The organism is Pedobacter fastidiosus, assembly GCF_014306625.1.
Classification (GTDB): domain Bacteria; phylum Bacteroidota; class Bacteroidia; order Sphingobacteriales; family Sphingobacteriaceae; genus Pedobacter; species Pedobacter fastidiosus.
Window position 1 is genome coordinate 1 of the sequence record NZ_JACRYL010000003.1, and the last position, 22,253, is coordinate 22,253.

General features: G+C 34.1%; 17 protein-coding genes and 1 pseudogene. 11 read left to right on the forward strand and 7 right to left on the reverse strand.

The features are described from left to right. Positions 1-176 precede the first annotated feature (176 nt). Positions 177-1,100 (reverse strand): DUF3829 domain-containing protein, encoded by a 924-nt coding sequence (locus H7U22_RS03685; protein ID WP_187069997.1) that lies wholly within the window; start codon positions 1,098-1,100, stop codon positions 177-179. A 358-nt stretch (positions 1,101-1,458) separates the two neighbouring features. On the opposite strand from H7U22_RS03685, the gene H7U22_RS03690 reads away from it, so the two are divergent. The 9 genes and pseudogenes from H7U22_RS03690 to H7U22_RS03730 all read left to right on the forward strand — a co-directional run bounded on the left by H7U22_RS03690 (position 1,459) and on the right by H7U22_RS03730 (position 11,984). After that, complete coding sequence (locus tag H7U22_RS03690) at positions 1,459-2,388, forward strand: outer membrane protein assembly factor BamD (RefSeq protein WP_187069998.1); 930 nt, start codon at positions 1,459-1,461, stop codon at positions 2,386-2,388. A gap of 3 nt (positions 2,389-2,391) precedes the next feature. Continuing rightward, entirely contained in the window at positions 2,392-2,718 is a 327-nt protein-coding gene (locus H7U22_RS03695; RefSeq protein ID WP_187069999.1) for a DNA-directed RNA polymerase subunit omega, read from the forward strand. Positions 2,719-2,795: 77 nt separating this feature from the next. After that, positions 2,796-3,992: a bifunctional phosphopantothenoylcysteine decarboxylase/phosphopantothenate--cysteine ligase CoaBC gene (gene coaBC, locus H7U22_RS03700; protein WP_187070000.1), complete on the forward strand. Its 1,197-nt coding sequence runs from the start codon at positions 2,796-2,798 to the stop codon at positions 3,990-3,992. Next, entirely contained in the window at positions 3,989-4,879 is an 891-nt protein-coding gene (porD, locus tag H7U22_RS03705) for a type IX secretion system protein PorD (protein WP_187070001.1), read from the forward strand. The genes coaBC and porD overlap by 4 nt, the downstream gene beginning before the upstream one ends. Before the next feature lie 355 nt (positions 4,880-5,234). Continuing rightward, entirely contained in the window at positions 5,235-5,606 is a 372-nt protein-coding gene (locus tag H7U22_RS03710) for a BlaI/MecI/CopY family transcriptional regulator (RefSeq protein WP_187070002.1), read from the forward strand. Positions 5,607-5,685: 79 nt separating this feature from the next. Next, complete coding sequence (locus H7U22_RS03715; protein WP_187070003.1) at positions 5,686-7,584, forward strand: M56 family metallopeptidase; 1,899 nt, start codon at positions 5,686-5,688, stop codon at positions 7,582-7,584. A 119-nt stretch (positions 7,585-7,703) separates the two neighbouring features. After that, a complete protein-coding gene (gene recN / locus H7U22_RS03720) occupies positions 7,704-9,356 on the forward strand; it encodes a DNA repair protein RecN (protein WP_187070004.1) in 1,653 nt (550 codons plus the stop codon). A gap of 164 nt (positions 9,357-9,520) precedes the next feature. After that, positions 9,521-10,642, forward strand: a pseudogene (locus H7U22_RS03725) (carboxypeptidase-like regulatory domain-containing protein); the annotation flags it as partial. 133 nt (positions 10,643-10,775) lie between these two features. Further along, on the forward strand, positions 10,776-11,984 hold the full coding sequence (locus H7U22_RS03730) for a carboxypeptidase-like regulatory domain-containing protein (RefSeq protein WP_248284676.1): 1,209 nt from the start codon (positions 10,776-10,778) through the stop codon (positions 11,982-11,984). A 52-nt stretch (positions 11,985-12,036) separates the two neighbouring features. Here H7U22_RS03730 and H7U22_RS03735 read toward each other — a convergent pair whose 3' ends face one another. The 4 genes from H7U22_RS03735 to H7U22_RS03750 form a co-directional block, all read right to left on the reverse strand. Continuing rightward, complete coding sequence (locus tag H7U22_RS03735; RefSeq protein WP_187070006.1) at positions 12,037-12,465, reverse strand: hypothetical protein; 429 nt, start codon at positions 12,463-12,465, stop codon at positions 12,037-12,039. 12 nt (positions 12,466-12,477) lie between these two features. Further along, positions 12,478-13,080: a hypothetical protein gene (locus H7U22_RS03740; protein ID WP_187070007.1), complete on the reverse strand. Its 603-nt coding sequence runs from the start codon at positions 13,078-13,080 to the stop codon at positions 12,478-12,480. Between the two features lie 95 nt (positions 13,081-13,175). Continuing rightward, positions 13,176-15,311 (reverse strand): tetratricopeptide repeat-containing sensor histidine kinase, encoded by a 2,136-nt coding sequence (locus tag H7U22_RS03745; RefSeq protein ID WP_187070008.1) that lies wholly within the window; start codon positions 15,309-15,311, stop codon positions 13,176-13,178. 15 nt (positions 15,312-15,326) lie between these two features. Then, complete coding sequence (locus tag H7U22_RS03750; RefSeq protein WP_187070009.1) at positions 15,327-16,037, reverse strand: LytR/AlgR family response regulator transcription factor; 711 nt, start codon at positions 16,035-16,037, stop codon at positions 15,327-15,329. A 118-nt stretch (positions 16,038-16,155) separates the two neighbouring features. On the opposite strand from H7U22_RS03750, the gene H7U22_RS03755 reads away from it, so the two are divergent. Together H7U22_RS03755 and H7U22_RS03760 are read left to right on the forward strand one after the other, a co-directional pair. Next, positions 16,156-17,223 carry a PA0069 family radical SAM protein gene (locus H7U22_RS03755; protein WP_187070010.1) on the forward strand — a complete coding sequence of 356 codons (1,068 nt, stop codon included), beginning with the start codon at positions 16,156-16,158 and terminating at the stop codon, positions 17,221-17,223. Between the two features lie 37 nt (positions 17,224-17,260). Beyond that, positions 17,261-18,133 (forward strand): ATP-grasp domain-containing protein, encoded by an 873-nt coding sequence (locus H7U22_RS03760; RefSeq protein WP_187070011.1) that lies wholly within the window; start codon positions 17,261-17,263, stop codon positions 18,131-18,133. A gap of 451 nt (positions 18,134-18,584) precedes the next feature. Here the strand turns inward: H7U22_RS03760 and H7U22_RS03765 are convergent, their stop codons facing one another. Together H7U22_RS03765 and H7U22_RS03770 are read right to left on the reverse strand one after the other, a co-directional pair. Continuing rightward, positions 18,585-21,137: an ATP-dependent Clp protease ATP-binding subunit gene (locus H7U22_RS03765; protein ID WP_187070012.1), complete on the reverse strand. Its 2,553-nt coding sequence runs from the start codon at positions 21,135-21,137 to the stop codon at positions 18,585-18,587. Positions 21,138-21,794: 657 nt separating this feature from the next. Next, positions 21,795-22,220 (reverse strand): hypothetical protein, encoded by a 426-nt coding sequence (locus tag H7U22_RS03770; protein WP_187070013.1) that lies wholly within the window; start codon positions 22,218-22,220, stop codon positions 21,795-21,797. Positions 22,221-22,253: the final 33 nt, after the last annotated feature.

Below are 22,253 nucleotides of genomic sequence, written 5' to 3' on the forward strand. Positions count from 1 at the left end.
ACCAGCCACAATAATTCCACGCAAAAACCGTAACCGCATGGATATCAATTAGAAAAATTTTAAGAAACTATTGATAGAAGGTATTTAGATGTTGATTCTGCCTACTTTAAAATTAAATGTGGGTTACACCCAATAATTAAAATGAGAGCATTAAACTGAATTGACGAATAAAACTGCTATATCCTATTATAGTCATCAATCATTTCAGCAAAATCACTGTCTATCTTTTTAAGTGTTTCTTCACGCTTAGCTTCATCTTTGACATCCATTAGCATTCTAAAATTTCCTTTAATAGAAGTTAAATAGCCTAAATAGTTTCCAAAAGTTGATTTAAGTGTAATATTGGATTTCTCTAAAGCACTATCATCTGCAGAGCGCTTATTTAATTCATCTACAGAAAGCGCTAGTTTATCGTAATTGGATTTAAATTCAGGGCCAAGTTCCTTACTTCCAATTTGTGCGAAGGTCGCCTTTGCATAACGCATACTTAAAAGCATATGATACCTAACTAATCTACCTTCCTTTTTATTAAGCTCAACGAAATAGTTGTCACGGTTTTCTTTTATACCAGCCATACTTTTTCTGAGTACTATACATAAGGAGTCTACTTTGGCCTGTTCATTTATAAAATTACTGTATAATTGGTTTGCTTTTGCATATTTATCATCTAAATAGCTTTTGCCTTTATAATAACTTTCTAATTGCTGAAGAATAGAACTGGCGCTGATGATTTCTTTTGAAAACGCGATAAGATTTGTATCAGCACTGCCAAGGTTTGGAGCCTTTTCGGCATTTGCAACTGCGACTTTAACAGACTGGTCTATTCCCCACATAAAATTACCAAAGTAGACATCTTCCTTTTGTACATTCTTTTTATCTGGAGTACCGAGCTGATCGTAAAACTTTGTTAATGTTCCATCCCAACTGCTTCCCTTATCTGATGTGCTGTAATAATTGGTTACTGATATGTATGAATTAAACTTATCGGAGAATTCTGGCGAATCATATTTTAATGTTCCATCACTTTTTTCTTTTGCTTGTTTTAAGTTGCAAGAAGCAAGTACAAATAGTACTGCTACAAGAATTCCCATTTTTTTCATAATTATGGCTTGATTAATAATGATTAGTTTATCTGGGATGATTGAGCTAAATTAATAAATATAAGATACGCGACCAATAGTTTTGAAAAACTGTTTGAAGTAAAATAAACCCGACCCTAATGAAAAACACGCATCCCGATTTTCTCGTGAGCGGCTTTGTAATGAGGGCGGGGCTATCCTTATATAGTAGTACAGGCTCTGCTTTTCTAAAAATTAAATTAAATGGACCTTGTGCTGCCTTTATTATGCAGAATAATGTTAAAAATTGTTAACGGTTATATTGGACTGAATTGCTTTGCATAGCTTAGTGGCCAATTGTTTTTATTGATGTTATCGTATTATTATTTATCTTTGCAGAATGTTTAAAGTTAAACACTTAATTATTTTAGTATTTGTTGCCGCATTGGGCATGGCGGGTTGTAAAAGTCGTTTCGAGAAATTGAGGGCTAGTAATGACGTTGCTAAAAAGTACCAAGAGGCGCTTCGTTTGTATAATAAAAGGGATTATAGCAAAGCATTGGTGCTTTTTGAAGATTTATCTCAGAAGTATCGTGGGCGTGCGGAAGCTGAAGATTTGAATTATTATTATGCTTACACACTTTATAGATTAAGTGATTATACAACAGCTAGATACCAGTTTAAAAGCTTTGCAGATACCTATCCAGCGAGTAAAAATGCTGAGGAAGCTCGTTATATGGGTGCCTATTGTTTTTATTTAGAATCGCCTACGTTTTCATTAGATCAAGAAAACACTTATAAGGCAATTGATGCTTTACAATTGTTTGTGAATTTATACCCAACAAGCGATAGAGCAGCAGCTGCAAGTAAATATATTGCTGATTTAAGAGGTAAGCTTGAGGATAAAGCTTTTGAAAATGCTAAGATGTATTTAACTACCGGACCAAGTAATGTGGATAATTACAGAGCTGCAGTTATTGCTTTGAAAAATGCACAGAGAGATTTTCCGGATATTAAATATGCTGAGGAAATGGATTTTCTAATGATTAAGTCTCAGTATTTATATGCTAAAAATAGCTATGTAATTCGCCAGGAAGATCGTTATAATGAGGCTACATCTTTATATAATGAGTTTACAGAAAATCATCCTGATAGTAAGTTTAGTAAAGATGCAAAACAAGTTAAGCAAGATATTGATGCTGGTTTAATTGTTGCAAAACAAGAATTGGCAGACTTTGCTGTTGAACAGGCAAAATATAAAGAAATGTTAATTAGAACTGGAAAGCTAAAAGACACTACAGTTAATAAAACGGATATTAAAAACAAGTAATACATGAATACTAACAAACCTGCTGTACCGAATACTACGATTACCAGAAATGTACACGATTTAGACAGAACTACAGATAACCTATATGAATCTTTAGTTGTGATTGCTAAAAGAGCAAACCAGATTTCTAATAACATGAAAGAGGAATTGCACGGTAAATTGGCAGAATTTGCATCAAGCAATGATAACTTAGAAGAGATTTTTGAAAACCGTGAGCAAATTGAAATCAGTAAGCACTACGAACGTATGCCTAAACCTGTTTTAGTTGCTATTGATGAATTTTTGAACGAAAAAATTTATCACAGAAATCCATCTAAAGAACAAAAGTAATTGCAAAGCGCATGGCGTTTAGGGCATGGCGTTTTTATGCATTCGCTCTTGCTCTATGCATTTAGGCCATGTACTCCATGCTAAATAATAAAAAAATTATCCTTGGCGTTTGCGGTAGTATCGCAGCTTATAAGTCGGCTTTTTTGGTTAGACTCTTAGTTAAAGCTGGTGCAAACGTTAAGGTTATTCTTACCCCTGATGGTGCTAATTTCATTACACCACTTACGCTAGCTACGCTTTCTAAAAATCCTGTTTACACACAATACTTCGATGAAGAAACTGGTGTTTGGAGCAATCATGTTGAATTAGGCCTATGGGCTGATTTAATTATTGTAGCACCCATTAGCGCTAATACTTTGGCTAAATTTGCTACTGGAATTTGCGATAATTTGCTTACTGCGGTTTATCTTTCTGCAAAATGCCCAGTTTATGTTGCTCCTGCAATGGATTTAGACATGTGGAAACATGAAACTACTCAAAATAATATTCAGAAGATAACCAGCTTTGGTAATACGGTAATTGAACCTGGCAACGGTGAATTGGCTAGTGGTTTGCATGGTGCCGGCAGAATGGAGGAGCCAGAGGAAATTGTTTCCTTTCTTGAAGATGCACTCCTAAAATCAATGCCATTATTTGGCAAAAAAGTTTTGGTAACAGCAGGACCAACTTATGAAGCAATCGATCCAGTTCGTTTTATCGGCAATCATTCATCAGGTAAAATGGGTTTTGCCTTGGCTGATGAGTTGGCTAAATTGGGTGCTGATGTAACTTTAATTGCTGGTCCAACGAGTCAAAAAGCTACTGAAGTTTTAAAAAGAATTGATGTTGTAAGTGCCCAAAATATGTTTGATGCTTGCACCGCAATTTTTGAGCAAACTGATATTACGGTAATGTGTGCTGCAGTGGCAGACTATCGACCAAAAACTGTATCAGATCAAAAAATTAAGAAGCAGGATAGCGATTTTAATTTAGAGCTAGAAAAAACTGTAGATATTTTAGCCACTCTGGGCAAAAAAAAAAAGCCACATCAAATTTTGGTCGGTTTTGCATTAGAAACCAACGATGAAGAAAATTACGCTAAGGGAAAGCTCGAAAAGAAAAACTTAGATTTGGTTGTGCTTAATTCTTTAAACGATAAAGGTGCGGGTTTTAAATTAGATACAAATAAAATTACTATTTTTAACAAGGCATTGGAACGTACAGTTTTCGAGGTTAAATCAAAAAATGAAGTTGCGAAAGACATTTGCAATGCTATTTTAAAAATTATAAAATGATAAAAAGAATTGTTTTTTTGCTTCTATTGGTCGGTTTAGGCAAACTGCATGCTCAAGAATTAAATGCTCGAGTTCAGCTTTTGGCACCACAGGTATCTAACATTAGCAAGCCGACTCTAGAGGCACTACAAAAAACAATTCGTGAGTTTTTAAATAACAATAAGTTTAGCAACGAAAGCTATAAATCGCAGGAAAGAATAGATTGCAATTTTGTGATCACTATAAACTCTTGGGATGGTGGCTCAGGTTACACGGCTGAGGCTCAAATTCAAAGCAGCAGACCGGTTTTTAATAGTTCTTACAACAGCACGTTGCTAAACATGAGTGATAAAAACTTTGATTTTAGTTACAACGACGGTTCTACTATAGATTTTTCAGATCAGAATTACATTTCCAATATTAGTGCCCTCCTATCCTATTATGCCTATACAATTATTGGTTTAGATAAGGACAGTTTCAGTAAAATGGGCGGTACACCATACTATAAAAAAGCACAGAATATTATAAACTTGGCACAAGCATCTGGCAATACAGGCTGGAAAGCTGCCGATGGTTTACGCAATCGTTTTTGGTTTAATGAAAATGTACTCAATCCCGTTTTCGGCGAATTACGCTCCTTTATTTACAGTTATCACTTAAGTGGATTAGATCAGTTAACGGATAACGATAAAGGATTAGGTCAAATCGTTTCAGCTCTCCCTGCATTACAGCAAATGGATAAGCAGAAATTGGGCTCCATTTTTCCAAATGTTTACTTCGCATCCAAAGCAGAAGAAATTACCAATGTACTTTCAAAACTAAATGGCCAACAGCGTATGAAAGCTTATAACATGCTAGCTGAAATCGACCCTGCTAACATTGGTAAGTATGAAGGATTGAAGAAATAAATTAAAGGTTTACTGATCAATTGTATTATTGGTTAATTGAAAACATAATTTATAGACTCTTATCAATTAGCAATAATTTACATTTCTGGAAAAGCAGTCTGGCATTTCAATTAAAGTTAGTCCTGCATTTTGCTCATACGCCTGCAAGCCTTAGGCACTGGCCGGTATCCGCTCCATTCAGGTTTAAGTGGCTAAGCCTGTAAGAAAACACTTCTTTTTCGCCCACCCTTTCCATTATTGGATGCAACATTTAATTTTATTTACTGTCTTGTAGTTAAAAATTTGTTAAAACATTTTGATTATACGAATATCTTCGTACATTTGAATACGAAATAATTCGTACAACTGTAACAATATGACTAGTAGCAACATCAAACCAACCGAAGGCGAAATGGAAATTTTACAGGTGCTTTGGCAAAAGGGCATCGCTACGGTAAGAGAAGTTCATGAGACTTTAAATAAAAAGGATTCTGGTTATACTACCACACTAAAATTAATGCAGATTATGCATGAAAAAGGAATGGTAGAAAGAGATACGAATCAGAAAACACATATTTATAAAGCAATTGTGAATCAAGATAGAACGGAAAAACAGTTGGTAAACAAAATGATCGACAATGTTTTTAACGGATCAGCAGCAAGGTTGGTGATGCAAGCTTTAGGAAACCATAGTGCGAGTGCGGATGAAATTGATGAGATAAAAAAGTATTTAGATAGCCTTAAGTAAGAGGCGCAGCGTTGATAAGTGTAGGGTTTTGGATCCCTAATTAAACAATTAAAATTTTCGATCAGAAAAAATCATCATTATGGAAACTTTAGTTCAACAATTTATTAAAGCATTCGGCTGGAGCATTTTAAATTCTCTATGGCAAAGCGCAATTATTTATGGCGTTTTATTTATTGTATTATTCAGTTTGCCTAAACTAGCAGCCAAATACAAGCACAATTTAGCTTTTGGTTCTATTGTACTCATGTCTCTTTGTTTTGTTTACAATTTTATCAATCAATTACAACAAGGTGCTGGCAAAGCGTTAGCAACAACAAATATCCAAAATATTCAAGCTTATCAGTATTTCAATAACCTGCCTCAAAGCTTTAGCAGCAAGGCAGAACAGTACTTCCCAATAGTTGTGGCTTTTTATATTATAGGGATTATATTACAGCTTTTCATTATCGCCAAAGGTTATGGCCAATTATCTAAGTTTAAAAAAGAAAGCTTAAGCGCTATTCCAAACAGTTGGAAAGATATCTTCGATCAGGTTACAAATCATTTAAAAATCAATAAAAGTATAAAGTTTCATCTTTCATCTATTGTAAATGTGCCTTTGGTTATTGGCTACTTAAAGCCGGTGGTTTTATTCCCATTAGCGTTAGTCAATCAGTTAGATGAAGACCAAGTTGAGGCGATTTTGATACACGAACTTTCTCATATCCGCAGAAATGACTTCTTGTTAAACCTCATTAAAACTGCTATTGAAACTTTACTTTTCTTTAATCCATTTGTTTGGATGGCAGGTAGATTTATCCATATTGAGCGGGAGCATGCTTGTGATGATCTGGTTTTAAAATTTACGGGAAAGCCGTTGAATTATGCTCACGCCCTACTTAAATTAGAATTATTAAAGGATAAAAATAGTCCTGCTTATGCTTTGGCTGCAACAGGCAAAACCCAAAATTTATATCAACGTATTAAAAGAATAACCAATATGAAAACTAATTATTTAAATGCCAAACAGCAAATGGCTGCCTTAACATTAGGGGTTGCCTGCTTATTTTCTATCGCGTGGATTAATCCAGCGGAAAAGAAAAAAGCCACAAAACAAATTGTTAAAGAAAAGAAAATTCTATCTATTTCAATTGCGGATAACAAACCAATTATTTATTTGGATACAACCAAAAAACGTAAAATTAAGATTGTAACTATCGATGCGAATGGCAACAAGACAGAATATAACTCTGTTAAAGATATGCCAGATAGCCTTAGAAAAGATTTTTACAATGATCAAGTTTTTCAGGGCAATCGCATTTACAGACTGAACTCGGATACTGCATTTAAATTTAGAGATTCTTTATTCCAGGCAAAAATATACCGTGAATTTAATTCACCTGAGGCGCAACTTAAATGGAAAAAATTTGGAGATGATGTTGCTAAAGAATACAGTTCTCCAGAAGCGCAAGCCAAATGGAAAAAATTTGGAGATGATATAGCAAAACAATACAACTCGCCAGAAGCACAAGCTAAATGGAAAAAAATGGGTGAAGATATGGCTAAAAAGATGAATTCTCCAGAAGAGCAAGCCAAATGGAAAAAAATGAGTGAAACTATGGCTAAAGAATTTGGTTCACCAGAAGCGCAAGCAAAATGGAAAAAAATGGGCGAAGAAATGATAGTTTCGATAAACAGTCCCGAATTTAGAGCGCAATTAGATGGTTTAAAAATGAGAGCAAAAGGAATGGATGCCAGAAGAATTTCAGGATTATCAAGAACCAATCTAGATTCTTTAGCTAAGTTCCGTGGTTTTACATATGATTCTGATGGACCTGTTTTATTTATGCAAGATAAGACTTCGAAAAAGGTAAGAGAATCTGATGAATACAAAAAAATCAAAGAAAGATTTGATAAGGAAGTGAAAGAGTTGAAAGAAAAGATCGAGAAAAAAGAAAAATCTGAAAAGCCAGAAAGACCTGAAAGATCAGAACAGTAATAAACAACCAGACAAACTATATTGGAAACGGCGAAGAATTATCTTCGCCGTTTTTTGTTTGAAAAAACCTCTTTTCTTATTCCAACCTACGAGGTTAAATGTTTATTTTCGTAGTCTCTATGCTACAAAAACTTTCAATACGTAATTACGCTTTAATAGATAGTCTCGATATCGAATTTGATAAGGGCTTAAATATTATTACTGGTGAAACTGGTGCTGGAAAATCCATCATATTGGGTGCGCTATCCTTAATTTTGGGTCAGAGGGCAGAAAGCAAATACTTTTTTAACCAGGATAAAAAATGTGTTATCGAAGGTTCTTTTGTATTGGCAGATGAAAACCTAAAAGAACTTTTTGAGGAACATGATGTTGATTTTTTTAATGAAAGCACACTCCGCCGAGAAATTTCTATTGATGGTAAATCGCGTTCATTCATAAACGATACGCCTGTAAATCTTTCCATACTAAAACAAATTGGAGAAAAGTTGATTGATATTCATTCTCAACATGCTACACAGGAAATTAACGATGCCGATTTTCAGTTACTGATTGTCGACTCACTTGCAAACCACAAGGCACTTCTTTTTGATTATCGGAATGGTTTTAAAAAGCTCAGACAAGAAAGTAATCGATTAAAAAAGCTGGTTAATGATGCAGACGAAGCAAGAAGCAAGCAAGATTATGAGCAATTTCTTTTTAATGAGTTAGAGCAAGCAAATTTAAAGGAGCACGAACAAGAAGAATTAGAACAGGAATTAGAACGCTTAACACATGCCGAAAGCATAAAGCGAGCCTTGCTAACTACAACAGGTTTATTATCAGAGATTGAACCATCTGCCCTGCAGTTATTGAAAGAGGCACAAATTCAGTTGCAAAGTATAGAAAAATTTGATCCATCCATTAATATTTTATATGAAAGATTACGCTCATCAATAATCGAAATTAAAGATATTGCTGATGAAACTTCGGGTTTAGAGGCTGATACTTTACACAGCGCCGAGCGGTTAGACATAATTAATCAGCGATTGGACTCATTATATTCTTTACAACAAAAACATCGCGTTGCAAACAATACAGAATTACTAGCCTTGCAACAGCAGCTACAAAACAACTTGAATCAGCTTCTTTCTTCAGATGAAAATATTGAGCAACTCACAAAAGAAATAGCGCAACTTAAAGTTGAATTGCATAAAAAAGCGAGTGAATTAAGTTTAAATCGTAAAAAGGCGATTAAAGTTGTTGAAGAACAAACCAGCAATACTTTAAAAAAGGTCGGGATGCCAAGTGCGAAGTTGATTCTAGCTCAGCAAACTTTAGCAGATCTGGCCAAAGATGGACTTGATGAAATCAACTTACTTTTCACAGCAAATGCTGGCCAAGCTCCTGCTCCGGTAAATAAAGTAGCATCTGGAGGAGAATTATCTAGATTAATGCTTGCGATTAAAGCTTTACTAGCAAAACATACCTCTCTACCAACTATAATTTTTGATGAAATTGATACTGGGATTTCTGGTGAGACGGCTCTAAAGGTTGGTGAAGTTATTGCCCAATTAGGCGAAAATATGCAGGTACTTTCCATTACACATCTTCCGCAAATTGCCGCTAAAGGAGAATCGCACTACTTTGTATATAAAAATGAGGATGGTGGTAAAACGACTACTGGAATCCGTAAACTTAAACAAGAAGAAAGAATTGGTGCGATAGCAGAAATGTTGAGCGGTAAAAATCCAGGAGCTTCTGCAATTGAGAATGCAAAAGAATTGTTAGGATAGTTATGGGAATTTTTCAAAACACATTAAACTAACAAATTAGTTTATATTTGAGTAATGAAAAAACTTTCCTTCTTATTCTTTTTATTATCCTTCTGCACTGAATCCTTTGCCCAACAAGCTTTTAACCTAAGTGGTTTCGTACGAGATAAAAAAGGGAAGCATTACCTGGTGCTGGGATTTATGTAAGTGGTTATAAAATAGCTACTGCTACCAATAATAGTGGTGCTTATGTTTTAAACCTGAAACCAGGGAATTATGACATCTTGGTGCAATTAATAGGATTTAAGGCCATTAATAAAAATATTGTCATTGCGGATAAAAGCATAAAAGCAGACTTTGTTTTAGAAGAAAGCATTACACAGCTGGCAGAGGTTACCATAAAGCCAGATCCTGATCGTGCACATTACATCGAATTTTTTAAAAGTTATTTCATAGGAACAACTCCAAATGCAGCGCATTGCAAAATCCTTAATCCACAGGTTTTAAGAATAGATTATAACAAAGAAGAAGGTACTCTAAATGTTAAAACAGATGAATTTTTAATTATCGAAAATAAAGCATTAGGATATAAAATAAAATACTTAATTAATGATTTCCAGTATGATTATAACGCCAAAATTGTTTACTACGAAGGCTATCCAACCTACGAAGATCTTGAGGGTTCGAATAACAAAAAGAAAAAATGGGCTCAAAAAAGGCTAGAAGCTTATAATGGATCGGCGCAACATTTTTTTACTTCGCTTTACAACAATAATTCTTTTGAAGAAGGATTTGTAATCAACAAACTAATTAGAAAACCGAATTCAGAAAGACCATCAGACAGTTTAATCATGGCGAATATTAAGCGCTTGAGTAAAGCTCAAATAAGCTTAACCGGAACATTAAGAATCAATTCTCACGAACAGGACTCTTTAAGTTATTGGTATGGTAAGAAAAATTTACCCAAAGGAATTTCTATTCTAAATAGCACCCAAATCTCACCAGATACCTTGGTTCATCAGTTTAATAAGAATATTAAAAGTATCGATTTTAGCGATGTTCTTTACATTATCTATACCAAGGAAAGAGAACATGAAACATTTGCGAACAGAATTGGTCAATCTATTTCGAGACCATTAGACATGCCCAATTATCAGGTTTCGTTAATAAATTTATCTATCAGGCCAGTTTATTTTTACAAAAATGGCTCCATTTACAACACAAGATCAATGCTTTACGAAGGTTATTGGGCTTGGGAAAAAGTTGCAGATAGCGTTCCGATGGATTATTTGCCACCAACAAAGTAAAAGCTTAGTTATTATTGTATCCGAGAATGTTAAAATTGTTAAAATTCTTTTTTCATTTTCCTAAATATTAAGGCCTTTGGCTACATTCGTCTCCATGATTAAAAGCCTGTTAGTCTCCCTTATGTTCCTTATTTTGGGTACTAATCTATTTGCTCAAAATACCTTCTCCATAACTGGAACTGTAAGCGATAAAAAGGACGGTTTGCCTGGTGCAAGTATTTATTTAAGTGGTTATAAAATTGCTACCGTAGCAGATAATGATGGAAAATTTAGACTTAGCAACTTAAAACCCGGTAGTTATGATTTGTTGGTTCAAATTATTGGCTATCTCCCCTATTCAAAAAGTGTAATCATTTCTGATCAATCTGTTCAGGTAGATTTGGTGTTAAAAGAGAATGTTGCCCAACTGGATGAAGTTGTAATTCGTGCAGATCCAAATCGTCAAAAATACATCAATCAGTTTAAAGAGTTTTTTATTGGAAAAACTCCAAACGCGCTTCAGTGCAAAATATTAAATCCACAGGTTTTAAATGTAGATTTTGATGTTACAAACAGTACATTAACGGTAACGACTACTGAATTTTTAGTGGTGGAAAATAAGGCTTTAGGCTACCGATTAAAATATATGCTCGATCATTTTGAATATAATTCTCGAACGCACATTATTTATTATTCTGGTCATCCATTTTTTGAAGAACTGAAAGCAACCGCAGCCAAAAAGAAAAAATATATTGCAGCGAGAGAGATTGCCTATTACGGATCATCGCAACACTTTTTTAAATCTTTATATCAAAATAAAGCCCAGGAAGAAGGGTACATCATTACTAAAATGGTTAAGATTCCAAATCCAAACCGTTATCCAGAATATGTAATTAATGAAAATTTAAGAAAAATAAAGACCTTACCAGAGAAAACAGGTATAAGAAAAACTGCCGGAAAAATTGATACGGCGCTTTACAATTTTTGGGCGAAACAAAGAGATATGCCTAAAACGATTGATAAATTTAGCAGAGCGGATATTCTAACCGATACATTGGTGCACAATTACAACCAAAACTTAAAGTGGCTAAATTATACAGATGCGCTTTGCATCCAATACACAAAAGAAAAGGAATCTTTAGCTTATTCTAAATCGGGGTTTTGGGTTTTTAGACCATTAGATGTTCCGGAAAACGAAATTTCTGTTGTTAATTTATTACAGGCTCCGGTTTGTTTTTATGAAAATGGAGGCATTTACGATTCCCGTTCTTTACTTTTTGAAGGATATTGGGCTTACGAGAAAGTGGCCGATATGGTACCCATGGATTATATTCCATTGAGTAAAACAAATGCTAAACAATAAAAAAGAGAGCGTTAATTGTTGAGGCATTAATTATCTATTCATTTTTCAAAGGTTATTTTACGTTTAAAATCCACGAGCCAGATGTAGAGTCTCTAAAAGATTCAATATCAAAATCTATGGTATTCTTTCCATCGCATATTCCAATGTGAGGCGTTGCTGGAGGATTGAAACCTTCTGTTACCGCTTTAATTCCGATCCAATGTTCTCCTTTCGATAATTTACCTGTATAATAAACTCGAGCAGTATCAGATAATCCAAGTTTTTTAAAAATCAATTTCCCATCAAAATAAAAATCAACAGTATCGCCATCAATTGCCTGACTATCATATAATTTTATTTCCGCTTTTCCATTTATAGTCGTTATTCCCTGTTGAATAAAGCCAACCTTTGAAATAGGCTCTTTCCTCAAAAAGAAACACCACACTCCAAATGGGATAAAAACGAAAACAAAAATCATTAAAGTAATCTGTTTCTTCTTCATGGTAATACAGGATTAAAAAGCGGGATCCATTGAAGAAGGGCGATAAATTACTCGAAATTTCCCACCTGTAAATTTTGTAGATCTTTCTGGATTGGTTTCATAAAGGGCATACATAATTGGGCTAAATGTGCCTTCAATTACGTAAGCATCTTTATTACTTTTATCTACTTTTGTAATTTGCACTGCATTTTCTTGAACAGGGACATCAAAAGTTGTACTTGCCAGTTCTTTATCAGAGCTTTTGGCCTCCGGAAAATAAAATATCCCACTTTGGGTTCCATTATCATTTTTAGTTGAGGGATAGCTGCCTACCGCTATTCCCTTTTTTGAATGGAAAGATAAATCCATTCTCGATCCATCTTCAGCTTCAGCAAAAATGGAAAACTGTTTATCAAGTTCTTTATAACTTAAATTGTATTCTTTAAACTCTTTTGAAGGAAAAGCCTGCCACAATTTCCCATTAATTTCAACAGAAAAATATTCGTCTGCATTTTGCGATTTTACTTCGTCCGTTTTCTTTTTAGACGATTCGGAATTACAAGAAAACATTGTTGCCAGCAAAAATATGATTAAGCTAGCGTGTAAAAATTGTGTTGATTTTAGGTTCGTAATCATAACAATAAAATTTATGATTTAAACCTAAGCTTAATGAAACGATGATTCGTTTTCTAATCTACGAATGGCTATGTAAAATCGGTGAAGGGAATAAACTAGCGAAATAAAACGGATGCGGTAGTTGTTTTGGAATTACTTTCAATATGCAATTCGGCATTTAATTTTTGAGCAAGTTCTTTTACAATAAGCAAACCATAACCCGAAGATTTACTTTTAACGTTAACATTGTTCATTAAATCTTTAATTATCGATGGGGGAATTTCATCTCCAGCATTTATAACGGATATAAATTTTTGATTATTAGGATCTAAGCCTGCAGTAAGATAAACTTCTCCGTTAGAATAGCTGTGATTTATTGCATTCTGCATTAGGTTTCTCAAAATGATGGTAAGTAAATTTTCATCAGTTTTCAAATATTCAAATTCAAATCTTTCAATTTTTATCTCCAATTGTTTCGCCTCGGCTTGATTGCTCATAACATTGGAAGCATGATCAAAAACTTGTTGGATGTCTACATCATAAATATCCAACTCAAAATTTTCCATCTGACTTTTAGACCATAACAATAAATCTTCCATGGTTTCCAAAAGATTGGTAGAAGAATTCATAAGAGCTTGCTGATGCAATTTCTTTTCATCTTCAGAAATTGATGCAGAATTTTGTTGTTGTAACTTTAAAAAAGTAAATAGTTGGCTCACCGGACTTCGCAAATCATGCGAAATAATGCTGAATAATTTTGTTTTAGTTTGGTTCGATTCATTAAGCTTGGCGTTAATAAAATCAAGTTCACTATTCTTTTGGTTTAATAACAAATTTGCCTTTTGCTTATTTCTAACGTTCAAATAAATCAAGACTAAAGCTAGAAATGAAAGTATAGAAACGCCGATCAATAACCATCTTGTGCGCTTTTCTTGCTGTAGTTGGATATTTTTTATAGCATTTTCGTTATTTAAAACACCAATTTGTTGTTGTTTAATTCCGTTTTGAAAACGCGCTTCCATTTCTATTATATTTTTGGAAATGGATTCTGTTTTCAATGAATCGGTGTACTTAGCATATTGAAGAACATGATTGTAAGCATCATTTGTAAGATTCAGATTTCGTTCTGCTTGTGCGAAATTGTAATATAATGAAGCAATAGAAGCCTTATTTTTAAAGTACAATGCCAAAGGGAGTGCAATTTTATAGTATTCAATCGCCTGTGCATTTTTCCCCTGCTTAAGCATTAAATCTCCCAATGCCATTTTAACATTGTACAAATCTTCCTTCTCCTTGCTTAAATCGACATTTTTTTCAGCTTCATACAAGAATTTGCTGGCTTGGTTCAATTTATTTAAACCTAAATAATACTTGCCTAACTCTATTTGTCCATCGATTAAAATGGTAATATCTTTACTTTTAGATACTGATTTGTGAAGCTTATCGTAATAGTATAAGCCAGAATCCAGCTTCTTTAAAGCGATATATGAGGTAATTAAATCTTTATAAGCCGTTTCCAATCCCTCCTGATAGTTATCCAAATAACCTGTAGATTCTTTAAAATAGGAAAGACTTTCAGAAGGACGATTTAAGTTTTGATAAATCTCACCAATAGCCAAATAACCAACACCAATGTTAGATCGAGAAGCAGAATTTTTAGTTCTAGCGTAATCTAGTTTCAAATACTTAATATACACCAAATAGCTTTCCAAAGCCTTTTCCCACATACCGGCATTAAAATAATATTCGCCAAGCACAATATTAGCTCCGACTTGAATTTCTTCATCTTTATCAATTTTTGCAATTGCAATAAGTTCATTCCGAGCTTCATTTCCTAAATCAGACATTTGCTTATTATCGTACAAACCTGCCAATCGCCTTAATGCGAAAACTATTCTCGAATTACTTTTGGCTTTTTCAGCATACTTTTTAGATATTTCATAATAGTGAATCGCGCTATCGATTTTATAAGTAGATTCATATCCTCCTGCCAAATGAAAATTAAAAACCGATTTATAGAAATAATTATTTGATGGGGTAATTTTTAATCCAATTTTGGCAGCCTTTATAAGTTCGGGATAATTTTCAATTCCTGTCGGAATTCCCTTCAATTTATCACAATGCGTGTTCCATTCTTTTAATTTTTTGTCGATGGTTAAGTCCACTTTGGTTTGTGCCGAGCAAAAACTTGCATAAGAAAGCATAAATATTATGAAGCAACTTTTATAGAATAATTTTTGAAGTCTTTTCATAAAATCTGGTTCCTCTTAAATTTTAACCTTTGATAAAGTGGATTTATACGTCTTTCCAATCGGCAAACTCACATCGCCAACTCCAACAAAAACAGAACTCTTCGATTTTATTTTATCTTGCGCCACGGCATAACTGCGATGAATACGGACAAATTTATCCGTAGGTAGTGAATCAATAAATTTTGACAAGGTTGTTAACGTGAGGTGAATTTTCTTTTCAGTTACAATTTTGGTGTAATCGCCAAATGCTTCCAAATACAAAATATCGCTTGCCTTTAATTTAATTGTAGTTAAACCATCTTTAAACACAACTTCTTCATTTTCAAAAAGTACATCATAAGCTTCAGCTTTATTTTTAAGCGCATTGAAATCTTTTAGCCTTTTAATGGTATCATCAAACCGCTGTGTTTCCAAAGGTTTCAAAATGAAATCGAATACTTTTAGCTGAAAACCCTCCAAAGCATATTCGGGATGAGAGGAAATAATTATGTTTGCCGTCGAGGTATTATTTATCGCTTTGATAAACTCTAGCCCATTAATTTCCGGCATATCGATATCTACAAACAAAATGTCTGGTTTATTCAAAGTGAAGCAATTCATGGCTTCTAAACAATTATCAAAACTGCCAATAACTTTTAAGTCTGGGTAGTTAAAAACTTCATTTTCAACTGCTTTCCTATCTAAGTCAGAATCATCGACAATTATACATGATAAAGTTACGCCCATAGCTTAAAGTAGATTACATAAACATAGCAAAAATATTAGCATGATTTATAACGCTTTGATTACAAAATAAATTTTCCTAATCAAAGTTAAATACTAAAAATATTAGTATTTTTATGCTATGGATGTTGAGGATGAAAAACAGTATTTTAAAGGTCGTGGAGCACAGGTAAACCCTCATAATAAATTTTTAAAGGATGTTTATGTGAAGGAACATGATGAAGGAATAGACGATTGGGAAGAAACAGACCACAAAACTACTTTCCTTTTTGAAAATTCAAAAACTATAGTAAACAAAGTTGATAGTCCTGATGTTGGCATGGCTTATTCACTAAATCCCTATCAAGGTTGCGAGCATGGTTGTACCTATTGTTACGCTCGCAACTCTCATCAATATTGGGGTTACAGCGCAGGAATAGAGTTTGAAAGAAAAATAATCGTAAAAAAAGATGCTCCAGAGCTTTTCAAAAAATTCTTAGAAAAGAAAGGTTGGGATGCAACCACAATTTCACTTTCTGGCAACACGGATTGTTACCAACCAGCAGAAAGAAAATTTAAATTAACCAGACAGCTTTTAGAAATAGCCTTAGAATATAAACAACCAATTGGGATGATTACCAAGAATTCGCTCATTTTAAGAGATATTGATATCCTTTCAGAAATGGCAAAACTGAATCTCTGCATGGTTTACGTATCCATTAATAGTTTAAATGAAAGTTTAAGGCAGGTTATGGAACCCAGAACTACAACTGCAAAACAGCGTTTAAAAGTTGTGGAGGAACTTAGTAAAGCCGGAATACCAATGGGTGTAATGGTTGCTCCACTCATTCCTGGATTAAGCGATCACGAAATACCGAAAATTTTAAAAGCCGTTGCAAGCGCTGGGGCTATTAAAGCAGGTTATACAGTTGTGCGTTTGAACGGCGCAATTGCTCAGATTTTCGAAGATTGGTTAAGAAAAAATTTTCCCGATCGCTTTGATAAGGTTTGGCATATGATTCAAAGTTGCCACGGTGGCAATGTAAACGACAGCAGATTTGGTGATCGAATGCGAGGCGATGGGAATATCTCTCAAATGATTAGGGATAGTTTCCGATTACATGCAAGATCAAACGGCTTGAACGTTAAGGAAATTAACTTAAATCATTCTCTATTTAAAATCCCGACGAGCCAAACAAGTCTATTTTAATTTGCCTCTTTGGCTGATAAAACCTAGTTTCGACATTATGAATATTGCTTTAATAAACTACCTCGATAAAGGCGCATATAGTTCTACAACTGTGGAGGGCGAAGATGATCAGCTTTTAAATTTCCTCAAACAAAAAGGCTTAAATATTGAAAAGGTAATATGGAATGATCCACAAGTGAACTGGGAAAATTATCAATTGGCAATATTAAAATCTCCTTGGGATTATTTCGATTTAATTGGAGATTTCTATAATTGGTTAAACTTTTTAGAAGAAAAGAAGATTAAGTTATTAAATCCAATTGATGTGGTTAAATGGAACGCTGATAAACATTATTTGAATGATATTCAATCGGCAGGCTTAAAGGTTACACCAAGTTTTTTCATTAGCAAAGCTGATCAAATTGATCTCGCTGATTACTTTATAAAATTCGATACCAAAAAATTGATTGTTAAACCGTGTGTTAGTGGCGGAGCGAAAAATACATTCAAGGTAACTAGTGAAAATGTAGCGGAAATTAATTCCAAATTAGCTATGCTGATTAAGGATGAAGACTTTATCGTTCAGCCCTTTTTAGATGAGATACCTGAAAGTGGAGAATGGTCATTTATCTTTTTTAATGGAGAATTTAGTCATGCCTTACTAAAAAAGACCAAAACCGGCGATTTTAGGGTACAGCACACTTTTGGTGGAACAATATACCCTCAAAATCCAGGTAGAAAATTAATAGATACCGCCAAAGAATACGTTGATCTATTTGCAAAAGGTTGTTTATACGCCAGGGTTGATGGTGTTATGGTAAACAATGAATTTACCTTAATGGAACTCGAGCTCATTGAACCTTTCTTATTTTTGAACACTGACCCAAATAACTATGAACGTTACTACAAGGCGCTTCAAAAATTAATTTAAGATTCGGATATAACAAAAATAGGCTGTATCAAAAGAAAAACGTATTGTTAAAACAGAATAAAATTTTGTTTTGACAGCCTACTTCTTAACCTCTCCCTATGAAAGTTTGTGGTTTTAAGGTTGGCATCGCATCCCTCTCCTTGAAGAGAGGGAAACGGAAGACTGTTATTTGAACCATTGGGTTTCTTTCAAGCCATTAAATCCCTCTCTTCAAGGAGAGGGACAGTACAACACTAGCCAAAGCAAAAAACTTTAACAGGGTGAGGTAAAAATCATTTGCAAAATTTAATTTGGTAACACTTCTCGAATTTTTCTTTTTGAGACAGCCACATTTTTAATTTTATTTCGCAGCAAAAATTTAAAGTACATAATCGAAAACTTGCAATATTTAAAATATAGCTTCGATATTAGTTAAACAAAAAAACTCCCGATTTTCATCGGGAGTTTTAAATTATTTACTAGAAGAATCTTCTTCTTGTTTTGGTTCTTCTTTTTTCTTTTCGCCTTTTCTGTGAACGATTGAAATCAGCTCTGTTGTTTTATCGTAATCGATTTCTAAAACATCTCCTTCAGATAATTCTCCTTTGAGGATTTCTTCAGCAATTGGATCTTCCAAATATTTTTGGATTGCCCTTTTTAACGGACGAGCACCAAAGTTACTATCAAAGCCTTTATCAGCAATATATTCCTTAGCATTTTCAGTTAATGCAATTTCATAACCAAGACTATGAACGCGACCAAATAAAGCTTTTAATTCAATATCGATAATTTTGAAGATTTCTTCTTTACCTAAGCTGTTAAATACAACTACATCATCAACACGGTTTAAGAATTCTGGAGCAAAAGCACGTTTTAAAGCACTTTCAATAACACCGCGACTGTGAGAATCTGCTTGAGTATTTTTTGCTGCAGTAGAGAAACCAACACCTTGACCGAAATCTTTCAATTGACGTGCGCCAATATTTGAAGTCATGATGATAATCGTATTTCTAAAATCTACCTTACGGCCCAAACTATCCGTTAATTGACCTTCATCTAAAACTTGCAATAAAATATTGAATACATCTGGGTGAGCTTTTTCAATCTCATCTAATAAGATAACAGCATAGGGTTTTCTTCTAACTTTTTCAGTTAACTGCCCACCTTCTTCGTAACCAACATATCCTGGAGGCGCTCCCACTAAACGTGACACCGCAAATTTCTCCATATACTCACTCATGTCAATTTGAATGAGCGAATCGTCGCTATCAAACATGAAACGGGCCAATTCTTTTGCCAATTCTGTTTTACCAACACCCGTTGGGCCTAAGAAAATAAATGAGCCAATTGGTTTTTTAGGATCTTTCAATCCAGCTCTTGTACGTTGGATGGCTTTGGTTAATTTCTTAATGGCATCATCCTGACCGATAATTTTCTCGGCAACTTTATCGTACATATTCAACAGCTTAATGCTATCTGTTTGTCCAACACGTTGTACCGGAATTCCAGTCATCATAGAGACTACTTCAGCTACATTATCTTCTGATACTTCGTAACGTTTAGTTTTAGTTTCAGCTTCCCACTCCGCTTTAGCTTTATCTAATTCTTCAATTAAATTTTTCTCCGTATCGCGAAGTTTAGCTGCTTCTTCGTATTTCTGGCTACGAACAACTTTGTTTTTCTCTAACTTGATGTCTTCGATTTTTGCCTCGATATCGATAATGTTTTGAGGAACATGAATGTTTGTTAAATGCACTCTCGAACCTGCTTCATCCAAAGCATCAATTGCTTTATCTGGCAAGAAACGATCAGAAATGTAACGAGAAGTTAAAGTAACGCAAGCTAAAATCGCTTCATCAGTATAAGTTACACCGTGGTGTTCTTCATATTTATCTTTAATTCTGGTTAAAATTTCTACAGTTTCATCTGGCGTAGCCGGCTCAACCATCACTTTTTGGAAACGACGATCTAAAGCGCCATCTTTCTCAATATACTGACGGTATTCATCTAAAGTAGTTGCACCAATACATTGAATCTCTCCCCTTGCTAATGCAGGTTTAAACATATTCGATGCATCTAATGAACCTGACGCGCCACCTGCACCAACGATAGTATGAATCTCATCGATAAATAAAATTACATCTGTAGATTTTTCAAGCTCGTTCATCACGGCTTTCATACGCTCTTCAAACTGACCACGATATTTTGTACCAGCTACTAATGAAGCTAAATCCAAAGTAACTACACGTTTGCCAAAAAGCACACGCGAAACTTTACGTTGAACAATACGCAAGGCTAAACCTTCTGCAATTGCCGATTTACCAACACCTGGTTCTCCAATTAGAATTGGATTGTTCTTTTTTCTACGAGATAAAATTTGCGATACACGCTCAATTTCTTTTTCACGTCCAACAATTGGGTCTAAACGACCTTCTTCTGCTGCTTTAGTTAAATCACGACCGAAGTTATCTAAAACCGGAGTTTTAGATTTTATATCTGAAACCTTTTTAGGGGTACTAAAGCTTTCTTCTTCACGATAATCATCATCTCCACCTGTTGAGGCACTATTTGAAATATCATCTCTGAAACCATTTTTATTCACTTCTACCTCCTGTTTAAAAACATCGTAAGTAACACCGTACTGTAATAAGATTTGCGAGGCGATGTTATCATCATCTCTCAAAACCGATAGCAATAAATGCTCAGTACCAATTAAATCGCTTTTAAATATCTTAGCTTCTAAGTAAGTAATCTTTAAAACTTTTTCTGCCTGTTTAGTTAATGGAATATTTCCTAAGTTAACTGTAACACTCGAAGTACCACGAACAGCATCTTCAATTGAGCGGCGCAATTTACTTGTATCTACTCCTAACGATCGTAAAATTTTTATAGCCATTCCATCGCCTTCGCGGATGAGGCCCAATAATAAATGTTCGGTTCCGATGTAATCATGCCCTAAACGGAGAGCTTCCTCCCTACTAAAAGAGATTACATCTTTAACCTGTGGTGAAAATTTTGCTTCCATAATTCCTTTCTTAACAGCTACGTCCCTAAACTATAAAATAAATTATAAAAAGCGACTGTCCTGTTTTGTTTATTTTATCAACAATTGCGCCATATAGGTGGATAAAAGGCAGTATATGTATCCACCAACCTAAAAAGTACGGTAAGAATATCGTTTTGATAAATATTTAGTCTGTTATATCTATCTACGTAATAACTGTTTTATAGGTTTTAAAAGGTATTTAATAAATAACATCCCTCCTAAATTCTCATTTTGTCGGTTTATTGTAAGGATTTTTTCGAATCGATTAACTGACAATTTGTAGCTTTTTGCTTAGGCAATTTACAAGTTTTGACAGAAAAACAAAAAGAACGTGACATCATTTAACATATTTATTAAACAAAAATCAATTCAATATTTATAGTGCCTAATTCCTTATATAATAAGTATACGACTTGAACCGATGATAAGTTGTTTTTGTTTTGAGAAAACGGAAGTTGGTAACGATAATTACTAGAAAAAACCAAGCAAAGAATAAATTCATCAAAGCTTCATAATCGATCCATACTTTTGTTTCGAGAGCGTTAATTTAGATGGGGTAAGATTGTAATGATCTTGCCCTTTTTTTGTCCGAATTAGAAGTTTACTCGCTTAACTTGAAGAACAATATTCTTCTTTTTAGCTCAATTTACTTTCTAGTTGCTTAAGTGTATATTCCAAAAGCTCTATTTGTTTCTTTTGAACTTCTACGGTATGTCTCAAACGGATATTTTCTATTTGAAGTTCCTGAAGATTTTTACCTGCTTCCTCTTGAAGTTTTTTAAGTTCGAAACGGCGCATAAAACCGCCTTCATTCATAAACAGCTCTAATCCGGGTTGTTTACCAATCATTGCGGGAAGTGGATAACCTTTTACTTCACCAATTAAAAAGATCAAATCTAATTGAACAAGCAGTCCGAGATATTCGGAAGCTAATATATTGTTGCCTCTAAAAATTCTGCTTACCATATCTGTCTTTATATACTTTTCTGTTCCGAATTCCCGAAGTATATTATCTAGGAGCTCGCACTTAGAAGAAGTAAGCGTTAAAGAAAGTTTATCCATGAGCAGTTATAGGGCAAATTTAGTGTGCAAGAT